Here is a 23,309-nt window from a genome sequence, read left to right as displayed (position 1 = left end):
ACCCAACTGGAGTATTGGCGTGAACAACAGCCCCCTTGTAGAGATCGATGCCCAGCGCCATCAGGTGCAAATCGATTTGATCTACGCCGGTGCAGACAACCTGGCAGGAAGAGTGATTTATCCAGATGCGCGTTGCCTGTTACATCACCAGGCTGCCGACTGTCTGTACAAGGCCAGTCAGTTTGCGCGTCAGGCCGGATTTACCCTTCGCATCTATGACGCCTATCGGCCGCCTTATGCTCAGTACCTACTGTGGGACGCGTTGCCCAACAATGACTATGTACGTGACCCGCATTTGGGCTCCCACCACAGCCGTGGCGTGGCGGTGGACCTGACCCTGGTCGGTGCTGATGGCGAGCCGTTGAATATGGGGACCGAATTCGACGCAATGGAAGAAAAATCCCACCAGTTCTATCCCGACTTGCCAGTAGACGTGCAACGCAATCGACTGCTGTTGGTGGGGATCATGCTCGCCGCCGGCTTCCAGACGATTGCCACCGAGTGGTGGCATTACGAACTTCCGAATGCCGATGACTACCCATTACTGGAGGTCGTTTAAATCACGGATTGATGGCCCTGCAACGCCGTGCAGCCCACGTTCAGTGCGGCTGATAACAAAACAACAAGACAGCGTTACTTACGTTTCACCTGCAACTGCCCGGTTATAGCTTTTATAAAAAACCTGACGTACTTCCCTCTATCGAATGATCAAGGAAACCGGCATGAACCCAATGAACACCGTGACCAGCAAAACCTTTCCCAGCGCTGGCAAGCTATTGCTGAGTGTTTTGTGCAGCGCACTGAGCCTCGGTGCCTGGCAGGCCGCGACAGCGGCTATACCACAAGACACCCTGGTCATCGGCAAACCCGCTGATCCCCAGACCCTCGACCCGGCCGTGACCTTCGATAACAACGACTGGACCATCACCTACCCGTCGTATCAGCGCCTGGTCGGCTACAAGGTCGAAGGCGACAAAAGCAGCACCGAAGTTCAGGGTGACCTGGCCGAGAGCTGGACCGTTTCTGCGGATAATCTGGTCTGGGAATTCAAGATCAAACCCGGCAACAAATTTGATGACGGCGCCCCGGTAGATGCCGCCGCGGTGAAGTTTTCCTTTGATCGCTTGATGACCCTCAAGCAGGGACCTTCCGGTGCATTTCCAGAGGACATGGTGGTCGCGGTTGTCGACCCGCAGACCATTCGGTTCACCCTGAAGACGCCTTTCGCGCCGTTCCTGTTTACCCTGGCCCACAATGGTGCTTCGATCATCAACCCCGCCGTGGTCAATAAAAGCGCGGACGTCAATGCCTGGCTGTCGAGCCATACCGCAGGCTCCGGTCCCTTCCGCTTGAGCAACTGGCAAAAAGGCCAGTCGTTGACCATGGAGCCGAACACCTACTTCGCCGGTCCCAAACCTGCGCTGAAAACCGTGGTCATCAAGATCATCGGTGAACCCTCCGTGCGTCGCTTGCAACTGGAACGGGGTGACCTGGACATCATCGAAGACATGCCCGAAGACCAGCTCGGCGTTCTTGCCAGCAAGCCCGGCGTGGCGGTGAGGGAGTTCCCGTCGCTACGGGTCACCTATCTCTACCTGAACAACAAGAAGGGCCCACTGACCAGCGTCGATGCTCGTCGTGCGATCACCGAAGCGGTGGACTACAACGGCATCGTCAAAGGCATTCTCAGGGACAAGGCCAAGCTCCTGAACGGGCCAATCCCGGACGGCATGTGGGCGTATGACAGCTCGTTGCCGCCGATGAAACAGGACATGGCAGCCGCCAAGGACAGCCTCGCCAAAACACCGCAGAAAATCACCAACCTCAGCTACATGTATTCGGACAAGGATCCTAACTGGGAACCGATCGGCCTGACCCTGCAAGCTGCATTGGCGCCGCTGGGCATCAACCTCAAGCTGGAAAAGCTTGCCAATGCCACGCTGCGTGAGCGCGTCGGCCAGGCGGACTACGACATCGCGGTCGGTGCCTGGAGCCCGGACTTTGCCGACCCGTACATGTTCATGAACTTCTGGTTCGACTCCAAGATGCAGGGCCTGCAAGGCAACCGCTCGTTCTATAGCAACCCGCAAGTCGACAAGCTGATCCGAGAAGCGGCCGCTGTTAGCGACACCGCGAAGCGCGTCGAGCTGTACCAGACCGCGCAGAAAATGGTGCTCAGGGACAGCGTCTACGCCTACCTCTATCAGAAGAGCTACACCTTGCCGATGCGTGATTCGGTCAAGGGTTACGTGTTCAACCCCATGCTCGAACAGGTGTTCAACCTGGGCAGTATGAGCAAGTAAACCGGCTCCCTCGCGCCGGCCATTCGTGGCTGGCGCGGCTTCTGATTTTCGTCGTGGGTGTTACTGAGGTGCCAAAATGGCCTTCCTGACTTTGTTGCGCAAGCGTCTGCTCGGCCTGTTGCTGGTCGTGTTCGGCGTTTCGCTGATTACTTTTGCAATTTCGCACCTGATCCCCGGTGATCCTGCTCGATTGATCGCTGGCGACCGTGCCAGTGATGCGTTGGTGGCCGGCATACGTCATCAATTGGGATTGGATCTGCCGCTGTATCAACAATACGGTCGTTACCTGATGGACCTGGTGCAGGGTGACCTGGGAACCTCGATACGCACCAGCCGTCCCGTTTTGGAAGACTTGCAGACGTTCTTCCCGGCGACACTGGAGCTGGCGCTGGTAGCGCTGGTGCTCGCGATCCTGGCCGGCGTGCCGCTTGGCGTGCTATCGGCGGTTTACCACAATCGGGCGATAGACCAGATCGCCCGTACCCTGGCGGTCACCGGTATTTCAACGCCGGCCTTTTGGCTCGGTCTGGGTGCAATCGTTCTGTTCTACGGGCATCTGGGTTGGTTGCCCGGAGGCGGGCGGCTGTCCGAAGGGCTTGCTCCGCCGCAGACAATCAGCGGTTTTTATCTGCTCGACTCGCTGCTCGCCGGTGAGGGCACGCTGTTTCTCGATGCCGTGGAGCATCTGATTCTACCGGCGACGACCCTGGGTTTCGTGACCTTGGGCGTCGTCGCACGGCAGATTCGTTCAGCCATGCTTGATCAACTCGGCGAAGACTATATCCGCACCGCCCGCGCCTACGGCTTGTCCCGATGGACTGTGATCCTGCGCCATGCACTGCCTAACGCGCTCATCCCTTCGGTGACGGTACTCGGACTGACCCTTGGGGATTTGTTGTATGGCGCAGTACTGACCGAAACGGTATTTGCCTGGCCCGGCATGGGGGCCTATGTCGTCAAGTCGATCCAGTCGCTGGACTTCCCGGCGGTGATGGGCTTCGCCATTCTGGTTTCGTTCATCTATGTGCTGCTGAACATGGCCATCGATATTGTGTACCGCGTGATCGACCCACGCATCGGCGAGGTAAGTTGAAATGTCCGCTACCCTGATGGCCACGCGCCGCCCGCGCTGGAACGAAAAACTCGCCTATCTGACCTACCGCATCCGCCGCAGCCCGCTGACCATGGCGGGTCTGGCGATCACTTTTATCGTCTTGCTGTGCATGATCTTCGCCCCTTGGCTCGCCAGTCACGACCCCAACGCGCTGAACTTGGCCGAACGCCTGGTACCGCCATCCAGCACCCATTGGTTCGGCACCGACGAAGTCGGCCGCGACCTGTTCAGCCGCGTGTTGTTCGGTAGCCAGCAGTCGGTGGGTGTCGGTCTATTCGTGGCTTTTGCATCCTGCTTTATCGGCGGGTTGCTGGGGTGCTTTTCCGGGGTCGTCGGTGGTCGTTTCGACGCATTGATCATGCGCCTGATGGACATCATGCTGTCGGTGCCATCGCTGGTGTTGATCATGGCCTTGGCGGCTGCGTTGGGCGCGAGCCTGTTCAACGCGATGCTGGCGATTACGCTTGTACGAATTCCTTCCTATGTCCGGCTAGCCCGCGGCCAAGCCTTGAGTATCCGCGAGATGGGCTATGTCAAGGCCGCCCAAACCTTCGGGGCAGGGCGCTGGCACGTCGTGCACTGGCACGTGGCACGCAACGCAATGCCGCCATTGCTGGTGCAACTGAGCCTGGATATCGGCAGCGCGATCCTCATGGCCTCGGCCCTGGGCTTTATCGGCCTGGGGGCGCAGCAGCCTACGGCCGAGTGGGGCGCGATGGTCGCCACCGGGCGCAACTACATCCTCGATAACTGGTGGTACTCGACCTTTCCGGGCTTGGCGATTCTGATCACGGCCACCGGGTTCAACTTGCTGGGCGATGGCGTACGCGATCTGCTCGACCCACGGCAACAGGGGAAATGACCATGCATGCATCGAGTCCAGTATTGTCCATCGACAATCTGAGCCTGGAGTTTCCGGCTTACAAAAACAACGTCAAAGCCCTGAACGGCGTGTCGCTACACGTCAATCCCGGCGAAATCGTCGGTATCGTCGGCGAGTCCGGGTCGGGCAAGTCGGTCACGGCCATGCTCAGCATGCGATTGTTGCCCGAGCGCAGCTATCGCATCACCGCCGGCAGCCTGAGCATGCTCGGTCGCGACATGCTGGCAGCGCCTGAAAAAGAGTTACTGACGATTCGTGGACGCGATGCCGCGATGATTTTCCAAGAGCCGATGACAGCCTTGAACCCGACGCGGCGTATCGGTAGGCAAATGCTCGATGTGATCATTCATCACCAGAAGATCAGCGCCGCCCAAGCCCGTCTCAAGGCGATCGCACTGTTGCGCGACATGCACATAGCCAGTCCGGAACAGGTATTGGACAGCTATCCTTTCGAACTGTCTGGCGGCATGCGTCAGCGGGTGATGATCGCGCTGGCGTTCTCCTGCGAACCTCAATTGCTGATCGCCGACGAGCCGACAACGGCCCTCGACGTGACCGTGCAACGCCAGGTGCTGTTGCTGTTACGAGAAAAAGCCAGGCAGCGGGGCACGGCCATCTTGCTCATCACCCATGACATGGCATTGGTTTCGCAGTTCTGCGACCGGGTGTACGTCATGTACACCGGGGCTGTGGTCGAGGAAGGGCGCACGGCTGACGTCATGGGGAATCCGCAGCACCCCTATACGCAAGGGTTGCTCAGTGGTCTGCCGGAAATGGTCGAGCCGGGCCAGCCGCTACTGACCATTCCCGGTCAGGTGCCGAACCTGGCTTCTTTGCCCTTAGGTTGCACTTTTCAGGAGCGGTGTACGTACGCTATGCCGGTGTGTGCCAAACGTCCGAATCTCAACACTATCAACGGTAATGACCAACGTAAAAGCGCGTGCTGGTTACCGGTCAAGGAGCTTTCGTGATGAACAGTGCAGTCTTTCAACCCATCACCCCAATGGCACCCACGATTCTTCAACTGAACGATGTTCACGTGCGTTTCCCCGTAAGTAATGACTGGTTGGGGCGGCCGCGCGGGTATGCCCACGCCCTGAACGGTATCGATCTTCAGGTGCGGGCAGGGGAGACCCTGGGTATTGTCGGCGAGTCAGGTTGCGGTAAGAGCACTTTGGCTCAATTGCTGATGGGCCTGGTGCCGCCCAGCAGCGGTGGACTGAACTGGGCCAATCGCAGCGGCGAGGGCAGTAGCAACGTTCAGATTGTTTTCCAGGATCCACAGTCTTCGCTTGATCCGCGCCTGCCTATCTGGAGAATAATCACTGAGCCGTTATACGCCCGAAGCCATGTCAGCCATGCGCAGATGCGCGATGTGGCCGCCAGGGTCTCGGCCCAAGTCGGCATCCGCCCGGAGTACCTGGACCGTTTCCCGCACCAGTTTTCCGGGGGGCAGCGTCAGCGCATCGCCATCGCCCGAGCCCTTTCGTCAGACCCGGATATTATTGTCCTGGACGAGCCCACATCGGCGCTGGATATCTCGGTTCAGGCGCAGATTCTCAACCTGTTGGCAGAGCTGCAAAGTGCCCGCAATCTGACGTACATCCTGATTTCTCACAACGTATCAGTGGTGCGTCATATGGCTAATCGGGTAGCGGTCATGTACTTGGGGCAAATCGTTGAACTGGGCAGCGCTGCCCAAGTGCTTGATGATCCACGTCATCCCTATACTCGCTTATTGCTCGAAGCGGTACCACGACTGGGCGTGCCACTCCATGACGAGCAAGTTGCGGCACCTACCGAATTACCGGGGAATCGTCGACTACCCAATGGCTGCTTCTTCCGCGAACGCTGCAATCTATGCACGGTTGGCTGCGAGAAGCCGCAGGCCTTGTTGGGCGATGAGCAGCAGTATGTGCGATGTCATTTACAGGATTGAGTCACTGGTTTTGCCAATCCTCCCACCTTAGAAACGGAAAGAGCCGAAAGACACAATAAGCGTTGGGGCAGGCAAGGCGAAAATGAACAAGGCCGCAAATGCGGCCTCATTCTGTGCTTATTCCTTACGCAACAGCACCCTGGTCACCCGACGCTCTTCGACCTCCATCACGGTCATGCTCCATCCTTGCCAACTGAGCGTGTCTCCAATAATCGGCAAGCGATCCAACAGGCTCATCACTAACCCAGCAAGCGTCTGGTAATCTTGCGTCGCTTTCGCCTGGAAACCGATGTGCTCACAGATCTGACTGAGGGGCAGGGCGCCGCTGACGAGAAAGCCTCCATCCTGGGCGACAATATTCGGGCCTTCAATTTCACTGGCATCCGGCAGTTCACCTGCAATGGATTCCAGGATGTCAGTCATTGTGAGAAGGCCGACGAAGTCACCGAACTCGTTCACCACGAACGCGATGTGGGTCGACTCTTTACGCATTTGCTCCAGTGCGTTGAGGATCGTGAAACTGTCGAGCAGGTTGATGGCTTTGCGCGCCATGACTTCCAGATTGGGCTGATTGCCCGCCAGTATTTCCTTGAGCAGTTCTTTCTTATGGACAAAGCCTAGCGGCTCATCCACGCGTCCTTCCCGGATCAACGGCAAGCGTGAGTAGGAAGAGTGCATCAGTGCCGTACGGATTTCCTGCGCTTCATTGGCCAAGTCGAGGTGGTCAATTTGCGCACGAGGTGTCATCACGCTGCGTATCGGGCGCTCGGCCAATTGCAGTACGCCACTGATCATGACCCGTTCGCGTCGATGGAAAACCTGCTCCGGTTCGTCACCTTCCAGCATGTCGGCGATTTCCTCACCGACTTCATCGGCCCCCAGCTTTTGGCCGCCCAACAGGCGCAACACCGCATGGGCGGTGCGCTCGCGCATCGGCCGAAGACCTTGCAGGCTTTTCTTGCGGCGCGAGCGCGCCAGCTGGTTGAACAATTCAATCAGGATCGAGAAACCAATCGCGGCGTACAAGTAGCCTTTCGGAATGTGGAAACCCAGGCCTTCAGCCGTGAGGCTGAAGCCGATCATCATCAAAAAGCCCAGGCACAGCATGATGACAGTAGGGTGGCCGTTGACGAATTTTGTCAGCGGTTTGCTCGCGATCATCATCAAGCCGATAGAGAACATCACCGCGATCATCATGACCGACAGGTGCTCCACCATACCCACGGCCGTGATCACCGCATCCAGGGAAAAGACCGCGTCCAGTACCACAATCTGCGCAACGATAGGCCAGAACATCGCATAGGCCGCGTTGCCGGACCGTTGTGCCACGTGGCCTTCGAGTCGCTCATGCAACTCCATGGTTGCCTTGAACAACAGGAATACACCACCGAACAGCATGATCAAATCCCGGCCCGAGAACGTCTTGCCGAAGACCTCGAACAACGGGTTGGTCAACGTCACCATCCAGGAGATGCTGGCAAGGAGGCCAAGGCGCATCAACAACGCCAGGGACAAGCCGATGATGCGGGCGCGGTCGCGCTGCTCGGGCGGAAGTTTGTCAGCCAGGATGGCGATGAATACAAGGTTATCGATGCCGAGCACCAGCTCCAGCACGATCAAGGTCAGCAGGCCGAGCCAGGCCGTGGGGTCAACGATCCATTCCATGGGTTATTCGCTCCCTCGGGCGATCAATGCGAGGGAAGAAGGTGCTGGAGCGCTGGAGGGAATTCTGTTCTTTGGAAAGCTACTGGGAGGTTCCTGGGGCGTGTTCATACAGACCTGGAAATAATTGGGAAAGAAATCCTACAACGGTTTCCAGCATTTCATACGAGACGATTTATTACAGGATCTGACAGGACGGTGATCTGCGCTTGGCGGTTTGTACTCGACGCGACGTTTCTAACAGCTAACAGCTAGCCAAATCGTGTGACCACCACAAGCCGGATCTTCCGTAGTTTGCTCAACGACGTTGAAACCATGGGTTGTGAGCAATTCGAAGTATTCATTGTGGTCCAGGCTGGCGTGATAAAGCGTTTCTCCTTCGAAAGTGCCTAATGCAATGCCATGGGCCGGCCCGCTGGTAAACATCAGTGCAGCGCCTGGCTGGGCATGGGCCTGGAAAATCGGGAACATCCGACGCTGATCCTCAGGCGTCAGGTGAAAGAAACTGTCCCACGCCAGAATGCCAGCGAAACGCTGATCAAGCGCCAACTGGCGCATATCGGCAACATGCCAATCGTGCTGCGGGAAACGTTGCTGACATAGGCTGATCATCGCCTTGGACGAATCAATGCCACATACGGCATGTCCCGCGTCGATCAAGTAACCAGCCATGGGTTCGGCGCAACCACAGCCAATGTCGAGGACATGAGCATCGACAACAGGCATGGCCTGACGAAAACGATCCAGCCATGATTGCTCGACGAGGCACCGCGGGCGAACGCGATCCCATGTTTGAGCGTGACGCTCGTAGAGGTCGATGATCTGATGGGCTGCCTCATGCATGGGAGAAGATCCTGGGGAATGTGGTCGAGGGATGTGACTGAGCTTTCAAATGTACCTGGGAGATGGCCTGTGTGGAATATCTATTGGTGCGTGTAATGTATATTATGTTAAACGGCGTGTTTATGATTTTAAGGCGGATGCATTCGTACTGATTCTACTAACCCACTTCTGACGTCCACTCTCTCATCGGGCCATGTCCTTCATGTTCAAGGCGAATCCTTCTTTGGTGTCCCTCCTGATTGTTAGCCCCCCCTGCACAGACCATTCAATTCTCCTGTCTTTATGATCGGAGCGCGCGACTTGTAAGCTTCGTCTCAATCCCTATGCCCCCAACAGCATTGCGGCCATCCGTTAACCATGATCGACAGTAACCGAGCCAAGTGCGGCCTGCTGCCTGTCATAGCGGATCTTTGCGGTCGCAAACAGGAGTTAACGATGAAGCTACAGGTCAATGGACAGGAACTAGAAGTGGACGCACCAACCGACATGCCGCTGTTGTGGGTACTGCGTGATCTCATGCACATGACCGGCACCAAGTTCGGCTGCGGGATGGCCCTATGTGGCGCCTGCACCGTGCATATCGATGGTTCGCCACAGCGTAGTTGTGTCATGCCGGTCGGTGCCGTGACTGGCAAAAAGATCACCACGATCGAAGGTCTATCAGCAGATGTCAGCCATCCGGTACAGCGTGCCTGGGCCGAACTTGATGTAGTCCAGTGCGGTTACTGCCAGTCTGGCCAAATCATGAGCGCCGCAGCGTTGTTAGCGAGCAACCCCACCCCCACCGATGCCGATATCGATCAGGCCATGGCCGGGAATATATGCCGTTGCGGTACTTACCAGCGTATTCGTAACGCGATTCATCGCGCTGCCGAGTTAAGCAAGAGCTGACGTTTCGCCCTCTCTTCCATCGGCCCTATTCCAGCTAAGGAGTTCTCTGATGAACCCCGTTCTTGTCCCCTCTCGTCGCGGTTTTCTCAAGTCTGGTGCGGTGCTCGGCAGTGGGCTGATCGTCGGCTTCTCGGTTCCCGGCGCCAAACGCCTGATGGCTCAGACCACAGACTCCGAATTCGCGCCCAATGCCTTTCTGCGAATCGCGCCGGACGACAGCGTTACCATCCTGCTGGCTCACTCTGAAATGGGCCAGGGAGTCTGGACCACCCTGACGATGCTCATTGCCGAAGAGCTGGATGCCGATTGGAGTCGACTCAAGGTCGAACATGCGCCAGCGGCTGCGGCGTACGCCAGCCCTCAACGAGGGCTTCAAGCCACCGTCGGTTCATCCAGCATTCGCGAAGAGTTCGAACGCTACCGTCGGGCCGGTGCAATGGCCCGCACCCTGCTGATCCAGGCCGCGGCCATTCGCCTTGGGCAAGCACCCAGTGCATTGCGTGCCGAAAATGGTGTGGTCATCATCGGCAATACCCGTTTGCGCTATGGTGAGCTGGCCGAACAGGCCGCCCTCCTTCCGGCTCCGGACCCTGCCACCCTCACCTTGAAAGAACCTGGTGCCTGGACGCTGATCGGCAAAGGTGCCTTGCGTCTGGACTCGCCAGAGAAAATCAGCGGTCGTGCGCAGTACGGTATCGACATTCAACTCGACGGTTTGCTGTGTGCGGTGGTAGCTCGTGCGCCGATGCTAGGCGGCACTGTGCGTGCCTTCGATGCGACTCAGGCCCGGGCGCTCCCCGGAGTGCGCAACGTGGTTCAGATCCCCAGCGGTATCGCGGTGATCGCTGATCACTACTGGGCGGCCAAGAGAGGTTGCGATGTGCTGCAGGTGGAATGGGAAGCTGCGAGCGGTGCCGTCATCTTCGACAGCGATCGGCAACGCGAGGATCTCGTCAGGCTGACTCATACCCCCGGACTGGTCGCGACACAGAACGGTGACGTCGAGACAGCCCAAAAGGCTGCGCATAAAGTGGTCGAGATGCAGTATTGCGTGCCCTACCTCGCGCACGCGGCCATGGAGCCGCTGAACTGCACGGTGAGGCTCAGTGCCGACGGTTGCGACATCTGGGTTGGTAGCCAGATGCAAACCTTCAATCAACGAACCGCCGCAAAAATCACCGGCCTGGCCCCGGAACAGATACGCATCCACACCACCTTCCTGGGCGGTGGTTTCGGCAGACGCGCCGTGCAGGACTTCGTAGCGGAGGCAGTACAGGTCGCCAAGGCCGCAGGAGTGCCGGTGAAAACCCTCTGGAGTCGCGAAAATGATATGCAGGGCGGCTATTACCGCTCAGCCTTCGCGCAACGTCTCAAGGTAGGCCTGGGTCGTGGCGGCCAACCGTTGTCTTGGTCGCAGACCAGTGCCGGCCAGTCGATATTCCCCGATGCCGAGGGCATTCACCCGACATCAATCGAAGGGATGAGCGACTCGCCCTACATCAAGCACACCCCTGCCTATCGAGTCGAAGCGCACTCGCCCCGCTCCAACGTTCCCGTGTGGTACTGGCGCTCGGTTGGACACAGCCATAATGCGTTTGTCATGGAAAGCGCGGTTGATGAACTGGCGCACGCAGCCGGTCAAGACCCATTGGCCTATCGACGCTTGCTGCTCAGGACTGAACCCCGTCACCTGGGGGTGTTGAACCTCGCCGCTGAACGCTTTGGTTGGGGGCGTAAAGCAGCGGCTGGTCGGGGCCAGGGTATTGCCGTGCACCAGTCCTTCGGAAGTTTCTGCGCTCAGGCGGTGGAGATATCCATTGAGCGTGACGAGATCCGTGTCCACCGTGTGGTCTGTGCGATCGACTGCGGAATCCCGGTCAACCCGGACAACATCAAGGCGCAGATGGAAGGCGCTATCGTCTTCGGACTGAGCGCGGCGCTGTTCGGGCAGATAAGTATCAAGGAGGGACGCGTCCAGCAGTCCAACTTCCACGATTATCGGGTATTGCGCATGAATGAGATGCCGCAGATCGAGGTGCATGTCCTCCCCAGCACCGAGGGGCCCGGCGGAGTGGGCGAACCGGCGACGCCGCCAGTGGCACCGGCGGTGGCCAACGCGCTGTTCGCCCTGACGGGCCAGCGCTTGCGAGAGTTGCCGTTACGCCTCTCAAGCCATGCATAAGGCAGAATCTGGAAAGCAGGCCCTGCTCTTCTCAGGTCAAGGGCCCGAAGCGCTGGGCATACAACCCGCTCACCCACTCGACAAAGACCTTCAACCTGGGGGAAAGCTGGCGATGATAAGGATACAGCACCGAGACCGGCAGTCCGGCGCTGGGCCAGTCCCCCAGGACCTCCACCAACTGCCCCGTTGCCAGGTATTGCTCCACGCGAAACCGTGGAACCTGGATCAGGCCACAACCGCTGAGCGCGCAACTCCTGTAGCACTCAGCATCATTCACCGATATCCAGCCACCCAGTTCCTGATCGACGACCTGGCCGTCGATGAGAAAACTGAAGGGATAACGAATGTCGTGATTACTGGCAAAAAACCCCACCGCCTGGTGCTCGCCTAGCTGCTCGGGGGATGTCGGTGTGCCGTGCTCCGCCAGATAGCCGGGACTTGCACAAACGACCTCCGGCATCAACGCCAGGCGCTTGGCTACCAGTGACGAATCGCGCGGGTTACCTGCACGCACTACACAATCGACGCCTTCGCTCACCAAGTCCACCAGCCGATCACCACTACTGATCGCCAGGTTGATTTCGGGATAGCGCTGATGGAAGTCCTGGATGTTCGGCAAGATGATCTGGGTCGCATGCGAGCCGTGCAGATCCAGGCGCAACGTGCCACGTGGATTTGCCAGTACCGTGCTGAGCGAAGACTCGGCATCTTCCAGATCCCCAAGAATACGCTTGCAACGCTCATAGAATGTCTGGCCATCCAGCGTTGGCCGAACCTGCCGCGTCGTACGCTCGAGCAGGCGTGCACCGAGCTGTCGTTCCAGCTCCTTGATAGCCAGGGTAGCAGTGGCTCGTGGGATGTTCAGGGCATTGGCGGCACGGGTGAAGCTGCCCTGCTCGATGATACGGATGAAGAGTTGCAAGGCGTCGAATTTGTCCACCGTGTAGCGCCCTATTGTTGGTGAGAGGTAAATAGTCTTGCCAGTTATTCCGCATTTATCCATCCCCTGGAAGCAATCAGAATTACTTTTGTGGTGAGGATGGTGCCTCGCTAAATGCCCAGGTCATTCGTGCCGGCGGTGGTTTCGCCTGAGGCGCGCCATGGCGGCGCACATGTCATTTCGAATCCGTCTTGTGAGAGGCAGCGATGAAGGCCAATCAGTATCAAATCAGCATCCAGCCCTTGGATGAGCAGAGCGAGGGCGCTCCCCCTGCCCTGCAGTTCGAATTCGTCAACCATGACGACCTGTTGCATATCGTCGAGTTGCTCCAGGCTGGCCTGAGCTATGCACCTGCCTCGACCGCCGCGCTGGCGATCGGGGTGAAACTGTTCAGCGCGGTGATGCTGGCAAACCGTTACGATCCACTGTTCGCGGATATCGACCCGGCCATGCGCGCGTTCATTCGCAAGCTCAAGCAGCGAGTGTCAGCGGTTAGTCTGACGTCTGGAGCGACGCAGCCATGAAGCGTTTTCTAGCGGAACAAGGCAGGCATCTACGCAGGCTGGGCGGAACCACACTTTCCACCATCACAGCCTTTTTGTTCCTGGCCAGCCCGGTCTCTTCGGCGATCGAACCCTACAGGGGTATCGCTTACGACGAACGCGTGGATCCGTCGCTGCACAAACGCAAATCCACCGGCGTCAGTACGCAAGCGATCGCCGAGGCCACCACCCACCTGCTGGATGGCTTGAGCGCGCCACAGAGACAGCAGGCGAGTTTCGCGGTGGACAGTGAACAATGGCGGGTATGGAGCAACTTCCACCGCTCCAGTGGGCGCCTTGGCCTACGCCTGGGGGATCTGTCTGTGACCAGCCGCGCCGATGTCTTTGAGCTGCTGCGCCAGTCGCTCAGCGCCAAGGGACTGAAACTCAGCGAGGACATCATCAAGTTGAACCATGTGCTGGGCGTCATCACCGGCGACACCCGCAGTTTCAACGAGGACGAGTACTACTTGGCGCTGTTCGGCCGCCCTTCGGATAACGAACCCTGGGGGTTTCAGTTCGAAGGACACCATCTGGTCATCAACTACTTCATTCTCGGCGATCAAGTGGTGATGAGTCCGACTTTCTGGGGTTCAGAGCCCATGTACAGTCCGCCTGACGCGGCACTACCGCCACGTTATCAGGGGTTGTCCGTGCTGCAGGTTGAACGTAGTGGCGCCAAGGACTTTCTCGCCTCTCTGAACCCGGAGCAGGCTAAGAAGGCCCGCCTGCACGGTTGGCAGTCGTTCATCTCGGGAGCCGGCAACGACAATGCCAAGGTTCCACAAGAAGGCATACGCGGCAATGAGTTGCAGGGCAGCCAGCGTCAGGCGCTGGCCGCCTTGATCGAAAACTTTGTCGGCAATCTGCGTGAAGGCCACGCGGACATTGCCATGGATGAGGTCCGGGCACATCTCGACGACACATGGTTTGTCGCCCGGGAGCGTGATGATGGTCGAATCTACTATCGGATTTTCAGCCCTGTGATCCTCATCGAGTTCGACGAGATCCACGGCACATTCACCGATCATCAGCATGTACATGCGGTAGTGCGCACACCCAATGGCAACGACTACGGCCAGAGCCTGTTGCGCCAGCACCTGGAGCAGCATCCGCACTGAAAGAGGTCACTCTCTACGGACAGTCGATGCCCGTTGCCTAGTCGTTTGTCGCGAAATATCACTCGCAGCTCAACGGGCACAGATTGATAAGAAATAGTTGAAAACCCGCCGGGCCGGGGACTTTCGCAGGTGTGCGAAATACTCAAGAATCTGCGCATACCCTGCCTGCACGGTTTATGGCACATGGAGTTTCCGATGGAGTCGTCCCCCCACATCATTGTTGTCGACGACCATCGCGATATCCGCGATCTGGTCGGCAAGTACCTCGGGCAACATGGTTATCGGATCAGCATGGCTGAAAGTTCGGCGCGCTGCGAAGGTTGATGGAACGCAGTGCACCGGACCTGATTATTCTCGACGTCATGATGCCTGGAGAAGACGGGCTGACAGTCTGCCGCCAACTGCGTAGCAGCACCGACATCCCGATCATCTTCCTCACCGCGATGACCGAAGAGCTGGACCGCATCATCGGCTTGGAACTGGGAGCGGACGATTACCTCTCCAAGCCCTTCAATCCCAGAGAGTTGCTGGCACGAATCAAAGCCGTGCTGCGCAGGGTCAACAGCCTGCCTCCGCAGCGCGGTATTTCCAAGTCGAAGGTGCTGCGCTTCGATCATTGGGTGCTCAATGTCGGCCGCCGGGAGTTGCTGGGAACCGATGGTGTCGCCATTCCTTTAAGCACCGCAGAGTTTCGGCTGCTGAACGTGTTTCTCGATCACTCGGGCATCGTGCTCAGTCGCGACCAGTTGCTGGATCTGACAGTTGGCCGTACCTCGGACTACTTTGACCGAAGCATCGATAACCAGGTCAGCCGTTTGCGCAAGAAAATCGAAGTCGATCCGCGCAACCCGGCCTTGATCAAAACACACTGGGGCGGAGGCTACAGCTTCACGGCCCAGATCGAGCGGGCATGATGGGTATCTGGCAACGCAGCCTCGCCGCGCGTTTCATCCTGTTGTTATTGCTGGCCCTGGCGCTGTCCCAAGGCGCGGGTTTCCTGATCTCCTGGGATGAGCGTGGGCAGGCACTGCGTAGCGCTGCCAAAAGCGAATTTTTCAGCCGCACCGCCTCACTGACACTCCTGCTGGAGAGCACACCGTCGGCGTTGCACAGCGATATCCTGAATGTCAGCGGGACCAACTACAGCCGGTTCTGGATCTCGACCGAAGCCCCCAGGGACGCCTCGTCCTGGTGGCAGGACGCGCGTGCACAACTGCTCAAGCCATTACCCAACCGCACGGCGGCGCCGGGGGATGCCGAGGAACGGGAAGTATCAACAAAACTGACCGCAGTGCCTTCGCAGGCGATCGAATCAGGTTTGGTCTGGAGCCAACTGCCCTCCACCTCCTGGCCGCTCTCCCGTCCTGCCCTGTACCTGCCCCTGGAGGCCGCGAACGGATCAGGACTGGCCGTACGGCTCGCCGACGACGTCTGGCTGAATGCGGTGTATGCCAAATCGATACCCAATTCACCGCTGACCCTGCAATCGTTGTTGTCATTGGCGATCACCGCACTTGCACTCTCCCTGATAGCGATTGTGGTCGCGCGGGGCATTACCCGTCCGATGCGACACCTGGCGGCGGCAGCCGAGTTGTTGGGACGTGGCGAATCAGTTCCGCATCTGCCGGAGTCGGGCCCCGATGACATCCGGCAAACAGTAGAAGCCTTTAACCGCATGCAGGCACGTATCCAACGCTTCGTTGACGACCGGACCCGGATGCTCGCGGCCATCGGTCACGATTTGCGCACACCGATCACATCACTGCGCTTGCGCGCGGAGTTCGTCACCGACCCTGAGGTCCAGGAGAAAATGCTCGCGACCATCGAGGAGATCCGCAGCATGACCGAGGCTGCCATCGCCTATGCACGTGAAGAAGCGACGGTTGAAGCGACCCGTGCGGTAGATGTTTCGGCGCTGGTTGAAAGCCTGTGTGACGATCTTGCGGAGCTGGGTATGCAGGTCAGCTATATGGGCGGTCCGAAGATCATCTACCGCTGCCGACCCGACGCCCTGCGCAGAGCGCTGCGTAACCTCATCGAAAATGCCGTCAGGTATGGCGAACAGGCTCGGGTCAGTATCCACCACGCCATGGAAGGTATCGACATCATCATCGAGGATGACGGACCGGGCATCCCGAACCATGCCCGGGAACAAGTGTTCGCCCCGTTCTTCCGGCTGGAGGACTCCCGCAGTCGCGATACGGGAGGCATTGGCCTGGGCCTGTCCATCGCCCGGGCCATAGTGCGTCACCATGGAGGTGACATCAGCTTGAACAATCTGGATGCGGGCATGCGTGCCCTGATTAATCTTCCACTGACCCGCTAACCCCCTTCTTCTTTGCTCCAAGCACGGAGCAATGCCTCAGCGCTTGCGCAAAATGTCACCCAGGCCTCCTTCCCGACATTTTGCGACAAAGCGCCCTCCTCTCGACAAAGTCTGCATACAAGCGCTGGGCAAGCTCTGAATCAGGACCCGCCACCTGGCTGTCTAGCTTGTCGGTCACGGTTATAGCGCCCTACGCCACCCTTTTCGGGGCTTTCTGGAGCAGGTGTGTCTGCCCATCAGCGATTGTTTATCCGAGATGAATAGCCATGGCAGTTTATGCGGATTTATCCACTGGCAAACAGCGCCCCACAATACCGGGTCGGTGCGCGCTTCGTTGTAACAGCGGTTCGACGCACTTGCACCGGCCCCATTGAACAATGCCAGGACAACCTCAGATGAAATCGACCTCTCATTCCTCAGATGCGCAATTGCAACCGAAACTGCTGATCCCGGCCCTGGGCACTTTTTATCAATGGGGCGAACCCCTCGCCTACGCGTTGCTGAGGTTATGCCTGGGCATCGTCATGCTGACCCATGGCCTGCCCAAGCTGTTGGGAACCTCACACGGCTCCATGGCCGACCCCATGGCGGGTTCGATCCGCTTGATCGAAAGCATCTTGCATCTCCCTGCGCCCGAACTCTTCGGCCTGTTCGTCGCCTGGCTTGAAGGACTCGGCGGATTGTTACTGGCGCTGGGGCTGGCAACCCGGGTACTCGCGGTGGCCATGGCCCTGCAGATGGCGGCAATCGCCTACATCCTTGGTCCGACCTGGCCCTGGATCGATCGCGGCATCGAGTACCCGGTCCTGATGGCGTTTCTCTTCATCTACATCGCCTTCAGGGGGGCCGGCCGCCACTCGCTGGACCGCCTGCTCGGGCGCGAACTCTAAATCCTTCAGGGAAGTCGCCGTCATGTCGCAATCCAAGATATCCAGAACCTTTTTCAGTGTATCTCTGACACTCGGCAGCCTGTTGACCCTGGGTGGCTGGACTTACTGGTTGTGGCCGGGCCAGTCCGCGGCAGCCGTGACCACGACCCCGCCCTCCGTACCGGTCAGTGCGTTCGAGGTACAACATCAAGACGTCCCGGTGTTGATTCACGCGATCGGCAACGTACGTTCCCTGCACAGCGTGGAAATCCGCTCGCAGGTCGACGGCTTATTGCTCGAGTTGCCTGTCAAAGAGGGGCAACGGGTCAAGCGTGGCGATCTTCTGGCTCGGATTGATGATCGCGCCATAGTCGCCGCCCTGGAGCAAGCCAAGGCCCAGCTGGCCGTGGCCCAGGCCCAGCTGGCTTCGGCAAACGTTGATCTCAAGCGCTATCGGGCCCTAGCCACGACCCAAGCGGTTTCCGCACAGACCCTTGACCAGCAGCAGGCACTGGTCGCCCAACTGCATGCAACGGTGCAGAGTCAGCAGGCGACTGTCTCCGCCAACCAGGTGCAACTGTCCTACACACGGATTCTGTCCCCTACCGATGGTCGGGTCGGTATCCGTAACTTCCATGAAGGCAGCTACGTCCGGGCGAGTGACGCGCTGGCATTGTTCTCCGTGGTGCAACTGGACCCGATCAGTATCGAGGCCGCCCTTCCCCAGGCGCTCCTGCCACAGTTGCAAGCACTGGTTGCTGGCTCGGGACAAGCACCGGTGATCCTGCGCGCTTACTCGGGCGACGGTGGTGCGCTGCTGGGCGAGGGTCGCCTGGGCCTGATCGACAACCGGGTTTCCGACGCCACCGGGACGGTACGGATCAAAGGCAATTTCGCCAACGCACAAGGACGTCTGTGGCCGGACCAATCGGTGGTGGTCAACCTGCAGGCAGCGACCTTGCGCGAAGCACTGGTGGTGCCCCAGCGTGCCTTGCGCCAAGGCGCGCAATCCACCTTTGTCTGGCGCGTCCGGGACGGCAAGGCATCCCCACAACCGGTACGGGTCACCTATGCAGACGCGGAGATCGCAGTGGTCGAGGGCATCGTAGCGGGTGACCGGATCGTCGACGACGGCTACTCGCGGCTGCGCCCCGGAACCGAGGTGCACATACTCGAGCCTGACGATGCGGTTCACTCCACTGTCGCCAGCGGAGGAGTCTTGTGATGGCCCGCCGCAATGTCTACGCCTGGTGCATGGACCATCCCATCGGCACCATCCTGTTGAGCTTCGCCTTGGTGTTGCTTGGGGTGATTGCCTATCCGCGTCTGTCCATTGCGCCACTGCCGGAAGCTGATTTTCCGACGATCCAGATCACCGCGACACTGCCTGGCGCCAGTGCCGAGACCATGGCCTCTTCAGTGGCGACACCGCTGGAAGTTGAACTGAGCTCGATCCCCGGTATTACCGAGATGACCTCGGCTAGCTCGTTGAGCATGTTGACCCTGACGCTGCAGTTCACGCTGGATAAAAACATCGACGCCGCCGCCCAGGAAGTCCAGGCGGCGATCAATACGGCGTCGGCGCGTTTGCCCAGCGACATGCCGAGCCTGCCGGTATGGCGCAAGGTCAATCCAGCTGACAGCCCGATCCTGATTCTCAGCGCCTATTCGGCCAACCTGCCGCTGATCGAGGTCAGCGACCTGGCCGATACCGTGCTCTCGCGTCAGCTCAGTCAACTCGAAGGGGTGGGCCTGATCAACGTAGTGGGTGAACGTCGTCCGGCGATCCGTATCCAGGCCCGTCCGGAAGTCCTCGCCGCGGCCGGGGTAACACTGGCGGACATCCGCTCGGCAGTGCAGACGGCCAGCGTCAACCTGCCCAAGGGCGCTCTGTTCGGTGGGCACCGGGTTTCCAATCTGGAGGTCAATGATCAACTGTTCGAGCCCCGGGAATATGACGATGTCATCGTCACTTATCGCAATGGTTCGGCTGTGCGGGTACGCGACCTGGCCCGGGTTACCCTCGGGTCGGAGGACGACTACACGCAAAGCTGGCCCAATGGCGAATCCGGCGTGGCCCTGGTAATCCGGCGTCAGCCGGGGGCCAATATCGTTGCCACCGCGGATCGCATCCTGCAAGCCCTTCCCCGCCTCAAGGCGTCCTTGCCGGCGGACATGACGGTCGAAGTGCTGAACGACCGCACTCGCACCATTCGCTCCTCCTTGCATGAAGTGGAGTTGACGCTGGGCATCGCGATCGTCCTGGTCATAGGGGTGATGGCGCTGTTCCTGCGGCAGTGGTCGGCCACGTTAATCGTCACCATCGTGCTTGGTGTCTCGCTGGTGTCGACGTGCGCGGTGATGTACCTGGCCGGGTTCAGCCTGAACAATTTGACGCTGGTGGCCATCGTGATTGCAGTCGGTTTCATCGTCGACGACGCCATCGTGGTGATCGAAAACATCCACCGTCACCTGGAACTGGGCGAGAACAAGCGTACCGCGGCGCTCAAGGGCATCAGCGAAATCGGCTTCACCGTGGTGTCCATCAGCGTGTCGCTGATTGCCGCCTTTATCCCCCTGCTCTTCATGGGCGGCGTGATCGGACGGTTGTTCCGCGAATTCGCCTTGACCGCCACTGCTGCCATCGTGATTTCAGTCCTGGTCTGCCTGACCCTGGCCCCTACCCTGGCCTCTCTGTTCATGAAAGCCCCCAACCATCACGGCGAGTCCGACAAAGGTTTCTTCGGCAGCTTGCTCACAGTCTACGATCGCGCCTTGAGTTGGGCGCTTGGGCACCAGCGCATCATGCTCGGCGTGTTTTTTGCCAGTGTGATGCTCAGCGTGGCCAGCTTCATCATGATCCCCAAAGGCTTCTTTCCTCTGCAGGACACGGCCTTCATCCAGGGCTTCACCCAGGCATCTGCCGATATCTCCTACGATGAGATGGTTGAAAAGCACAAGCAACTGGAAGCGATCTTCAGCAAGGATCCGGCGGTCATCAGCTATAACCACGCCGTCGGTGGCAGCACTACGGACTCGATCGGCAATGGCCGGGTCTGGTTGGTATTGAACGATCCCGGGGAGCGTGACGCGACGGTCAGCCAGGTCATTGATCGGTTACGTCCACAACTGGCACAGGTTCCCGGGATCCAGGTGTTCCTGCGCGCCGTGCAAGACATCAACCTCAGTGCTGGCCAGCCCCGGGCCCAGTATCAATACGTGTTGCGCGCGCAGAGCAGTGCCGAACTGGCGACCTGGGCCACCACACTGGCCGATCGCCTGCGGGCCAACCCACTGTTTCGCGATGTCTCCCATGACCTGCAACTGGATGCCAACATCACCCGCATCACCCTGGATCGTGACGAGGCTGCACGTTATGGCTTCACCGCCCAGGACCTGGACAACGCGCTTTACGATGCCTTCGGGCAACGACAGATCAGCGAATACCAGACCGAGGTCAATCAGTACCAGGTGGTGCTCGAACTGAGTACGGCACAGCGTGGCAATGCCGAAAGCCTTAGCTACTTCCACCTGCGTTCACCGCAGACCGGCCAGATGGTCCCGCTCCTGACATTTGCCCGGATCGAGCCGCCGTCAAGTGGCCCGGTGGTGATCAACCATAACGGCATGCTGCCAGCGGCCAACCTGTCCTTCAATCTCGCTCCCGGTGTTGCTCTGGGGCAGGCGGTGAGCGCACTGCAGGACATAGAGCGGGACATCGGCATGCCAATCTCGGTGAGCGGTACCTTCCAGGGATCGGCCCAGGCGTTCCAGTCGTCCCTGGCCAGCCAACCGTTTCTGATTCTGGCCGCGCTGGTGGCGGTCTACATCATCCTTGGCGTTCTCTATGAAAGCCTGGTGCATCCGCTGACTATTCTTTCGACCCTGCCGTCGGCAGGTATTGGCGCCATCGTGCTGCTGTGGGCCTGGCAGTTGGACTTTTCGATCATGGCCCTGATTGGCCTGATCCTGTTGATCGGCATCGTCAAGAAAAACGGCATTCTGCTGATTGATTTCGCCATCCACGCCCAGCGTGAACGCAACCTGTCCGCCCGAGATGCCATCCATCAAGCATGCCTGGCGCGTTTCCGGCCGATTCTCATGACAACTCTGGCAGCCCTGCTCGGTGCCGTGCCCCTGATGATGGCCTTCGGTACCGGCGCCGAGCTGCGTGAGCCGCTCGGGGTTGCAATCGTCGGTGGCCTGATGCTCAGCCAGGTGTTGACGCTGCTCACCACACCGGTGGTGTTCCTGACACTCGACAATCTGTTCCACCGACGCAAAGGTCAGCCGGTTGCCGGCCTGGAGCACAGCGCATGATAAACCGAACCTCGCTCATGACCTTGGCCCTGCTGTCCGCGCTGGCAGGGTGCAGCAGCCCCATGCAGGAGGGTTCCCCAACCGCAGGTGACCAGATGCATGGCCAAGACCTCGCGCCCTCTCTTGCCACTCAGTTGCCGCGCTGGTGGGAAGGCTTCAACGATCCTGCACTCAATAGCCTCATGGAGTCGGCGTTGCGCAACAACCTGGATCTGGCCAGCGCCGTGGAACGAGTTCGGGAGGTCCGGGCTCAGCGGCGCTTGGCTGCGGCCCAACGGTATCCCGATATTGGCTTGGCGGCGAACTACGATCGCTCACGCACAGCACTGAACGGCACCAATGAGGACTACTTCTACGGCATGGACCTGAGCTGGGAAGTGGATCTGTTTGGTCGTCTCAAGGCTCTGCGTAATGAAGCCGATGCGCAGTTGAAGGCCTCGCAACAGGACTATCTGAGCCTGCGTATCAGCCTGATGGCCGAGGTGGCCAACAATTACTTGCAATACCGTCTGGCGCGGCGAGTGGAACAGATTGCCAGCGAGGCCAGCACCGCACAGAAACAAACCGCGGATGTCACCCGGGCTCGCTTGGAACAGGGCACCAGCAACCGTCTGGATCTGGAGCGCATCGAGTCCCAAGTGGCTGTCACCCTGGCCGAGGTACCGGTCGCTCGGCAACAGGCGGAGACCGCTCGTTACAACCTCGCTTATCTGCTGGCCAGTGAGCAGCCTGTGGTCGATCGGCTGCTGGCTGGTGAGGATCCGGCGGCAGTACCGCCATCCCCCTCCGCCCTTTCGTTGTCCTCGGTACCTGTGGAGGTACTGCGCGAACGGCCGGACGTGCGTGCGGCCGAGCAACGCTTGCAGGCGGCCGGTGAGTTTCTGGCAGCGGAAAAGGCAGCGCGTTACCCGCAACTGACATTGGGGCTGCTGTCCGGTTTCGAGCAAGGCGCCGGCGCTTCGACCTGGGCGCTGAGTACTCAACTGTTTCAGCCGTTGTTCGACTTCGGCCGCATCAGCTCACGCATCGAAGCCGGCGATGCTCGACACGAACAGGCCAGGCTCGCCTACAAGTCGAGCCTGCTGCAGGCCTTGCGAGAGGTGCACACCGCGTTCCAGGCTTACAACCAGGGTGTCGAGCGACAGGGCAATCTCGACCAGGCGACGGCTGCTGCCGTGCGCGCTGTCGACCTCGCCAAGCAGCAATATGCCGCCGGTACGGTTTCCATGCTGGAAGTGCTGGATGCCGAACGCAGCCTGTTCGACGTGCAGCGCAGCCAGGTACAGGCCAGGGCGGACGTGGCGCTGCGCTGGGTCGAGATCAACCGCACCTTAGGTATCGCCCCACCGGGGCCGGCCATTGCAACGCTATAGA

The 23,309-nt window shown here is 59.3% G+C and carries 18 protein-coding genes and 1 pseudogene; 16 read left to right on the top strand and 3 right to left on the bottom strand.

Going from position 1 to position 23,309, the window contains the following annotated elements; all coding sequences use genetic code 11:
- Positions 1-19: 19 nt before the first annotated feature.
- The 6 genes from ddpX to PSH86_RS16090 all read left to right on the top strand — a co-directional run bounded on the left by ddpX (position 20) and on the right by PSH86_RS16090 (position 6,239).
- A complete protein-coding gene (ddpX, locus tag PSH86_RS16115) occupies positions 20-559 on the top strand; it encodes a D-alanyl-D-alanine dipeptidase (RefSeq protein WP_232200845.1) in 540 nt (179 codons plus the stop codon).
- Positions 560-722: 163 nt separating this feature from the next.
- Positions 723-2,303, top strand: coding sequence for an ABC transporter substrate-binding protein (locus PSH86_RS16110; protein WP_305483728.1), 1,581 nt, complete (start codon positions 723-725; stop codon positions 2,301-2,303).
- A gap of 76 nt (positions 2,304-2,379) precedes the next feature.
- Positions 2,380-3,396 (top strand): ABC transporter permease, encoded by a 1,017-nt coding sequence (locus tag PSH86_RS16105; RefSeq protein WP_232200843.1) that lies wholly within the window; start codon positions 2,380-2,382, stop codon positions 3,394-3,396.
- Between the two features lies 1 nt (position 3,397).
- Positions 3,398-4,279 (top strand): D,D-dipeptide ABC transporter permease, encoded by an 882-nt coding sequence (gene ddpC / locus PSH86_RS16100; RefSeq protein WP_232200842.1) that lies wholly within the window; start codon positions 3,398-3,400, stop codon positions 4,277-4,279.
- A 2-nt stretch (positions 4,280-4,281) separates the two neighbouring features.
- Positions 4,282-5,271 (top strand): ABC transporter ATP-binding protein, encoded by a 990-nt coding sequence (locus PSH86_RS16095; RefSeq protein WP_232200841.1) that lies wholly within the window; start codon positions 4,282-4,284, stop codon positions 5,269-5,271.
- Positions 5,271-6,239 carry an ABC transporter ATP-binding protein gene (locus PSH86_RS16090; protein WP_305490367.1) on the top strand — a complete coding sequence of 323 codons (969 nt, stop codon included), beginning with the start codon at positions 5,271-5,273 and terminating at the stop codon, positions 6,237-6,239. Before PSH86_RS16095 ends, PSH86_RS16090 begins: the two co-directional genes overlap by 1 nt.
- Before the next feature lie 117 nt (positions 6,240-6,356).
- On the opposite strand, the gene PSH86_RS16085 is transcribed toward PSH86_RS16090, so the two are convergent.
- Together PSH86_RS16085 and PSH86_RS16080 are read right to left on the bottom strand one after the other, a co-directional pair.
- Positions 6,357-7,904: a TerC family protein gene (locus PSH86_RS16085; protein WP_232200839.1), complete on the bottom strand. Its 1,548-nt coding sequence runs from the start codon at positions 7,902-7,904 to the stop codon at positions 6,357-6,359.
- Between the two features lie 234 nt (positions 7,905-8,138).
- Positions 8,139-8,744 carry a class I SAM-dependent methyltransferase gene (locus tag PSH86_RS16080; RefSeq protein WP_212800875.1) on the bottom strand — a complete coding sequence of 202 codons (606 nt, stop codon included), beginning with the start codon at positions 8,742-8,744 and terminating at the stop codon, positions 8,139-8,141.
- Positions 8,745-9,179: 435 nt separating this feature from the next.
- On the opposite strand from PSH86_RS16080, the gene PSH86_RS16075 reads away from it, so the two are divergent.
- Positions 9,180-9,635, top strand: coding sequence for a (2Fe-2S)-binding protein (locus tag PSH86_RS16075; protein ID WP_116832454.1), 456 nt, complete (start codon positions 9,180-9,182; stop codon positions 9,633-9,635).
- Positions 9,636-9,684: 49 nt separating this feature from the next.
- Positions 9,685-11,817, top strand: coding sequence for a xanthine dehydrogenase family protein molybdopterin-binding subunit (locus PSH86_RS16070; protein ID WP_305483727.1), 2,133 nt, complete (start codon positions 9,685-9,687; stop codon positions 11,815-11,817).
- Positions 11,818-11,848: 31 nt separating this feature from the next.
- On the opposite strand, the gene PSH86_RS16065 is transcribed toward PSH86_RS16070, so the two are convergent.
- Complete coding sequence (locus PSH86_RS16065) at positions 11,849-12,757, bottom strand: LysR family transcriptional regulator (protein WP_305483726.1); 909 nt, start codon at positions 12,755-12,757, stop codon at positions 11,849-11,851.
- A gap of 206 nt (positions 12,758-12,963) precedes the next feature.
- On the opposite strand from PSH86_RS16065, the gene PSH86_RS16060 reads away from it, so the two are divergent.
- From PSH86_RS16060 to PSH86_RS16025, 8 genes and pseudogenes are all read left to right on the top strand, one after another.
- A complete protein-coding gene (locus tag PSH86_RS16060) occupies positions 12,964-13,281 on the top strand; it encodes a DUF3861 domain-containing protein (protein WP_305483725.1) in 318 nt (105 codons plus the stop codon).
- Entirely contained in the window at positions 13,278-14,420 is a 1,143-nt protein-coding gene (locus PSH86_RS16055) for a DUF3500 domain-containing protein (RefSeq protein WP_176687857.1), read from the top strand. The genes PSH86_RS16060 and PSH86_RS16055 overlap by 4 nt, the downstream gene beginning before the upstream one ends.
- A gap of 195 nt (positions 14,421-14,615) precedes the next feature.
- Positions 14,616-15,334 (top strand): annotated as a pseudogene (locus PSH86_RS16050) (response regulator).
- A complete protein-coding gene (locus tag PSH86_RS16045; RefSeq protein ID WP_163858661.1) occupies positions 15,331-16,746 on the top strand; it encodes an ATP-binding protein in 1,416 nt (471 codons plus the stop codon). The pseudogene PSH86_RS16050 and the gene PSH86_RS16045 overlap by 4 nt, the downstream one beginning before the upstream one ends.
- 395 nt (positions 16,747-17,141) lie before the next feature.
- Positions 17,142-17,636, top strand: a complete 495-nt coding sequence (locus PSH86_RS16040) for a DoxX family protein (protein WP_163858663.1) — start codon at positions 17,142-17,144, stop codon at positions 17,634-17,636.
- A gap of 22 nt (positions 17,637-17,658) precedes the next feature.
- The gene (locus PSH86_RS16035) at positions 17,659-18,840 is read left to right on the top strand and encodes an efflux RND transporter periplasmic adaptor subunit (RefSeq protein ID WP_305483724.1); all 1,182 of its coding nucleotides are present in this window, start codon (positions 17,659-17,661) and stop codon (positions 18,838-18,840) included.
- Positions 18,837-21,935, top strand: coding sequence for an efflux RND transporter permease subunit (locus PSH86_RS16030; protein ID WP_370873678.1), 3,099 nt, complete (start codon positions 18,837-18,839; stop codon positions 21,933-21,935). Before PSH86_RS16035 ends, PSH86_RS16030 begins: the two co-directional genes overlap by 4 nt.
- Complete coding sequence (locus tag PSH86_RS16025) at positions 21,932-23,308, top strand: efflux transporter outer membrane subunit (RefSeq protein WP_232200830.1); 1,377 nt, start codon at positions 21,932-21,934, stop codon at positions 23,306-23,308. The genes PSH86_RS16030 and PSH86_RS16025 overlap by 4 nt, the downstream gene beginning before the upstream one ends.
- Position 23,309: the final 1 nt, after the last annotated feature.

The sequence above is a fragment of the Pseudomonas sp. FP2300 genome (genome assembly GCF_030687595.1).
GTDB lineage: Bacteria > Pseudomonadota > Gammaproteobacteria > Pseudomonadales > Pseudomonadaceae > Aquipseudomonas > Aquipseudomonas bijieensis.
Note: the sequence above shows the minus strand (reverse complement) of the source record. Positions and strands in the feature narration are given on the sequence as shown.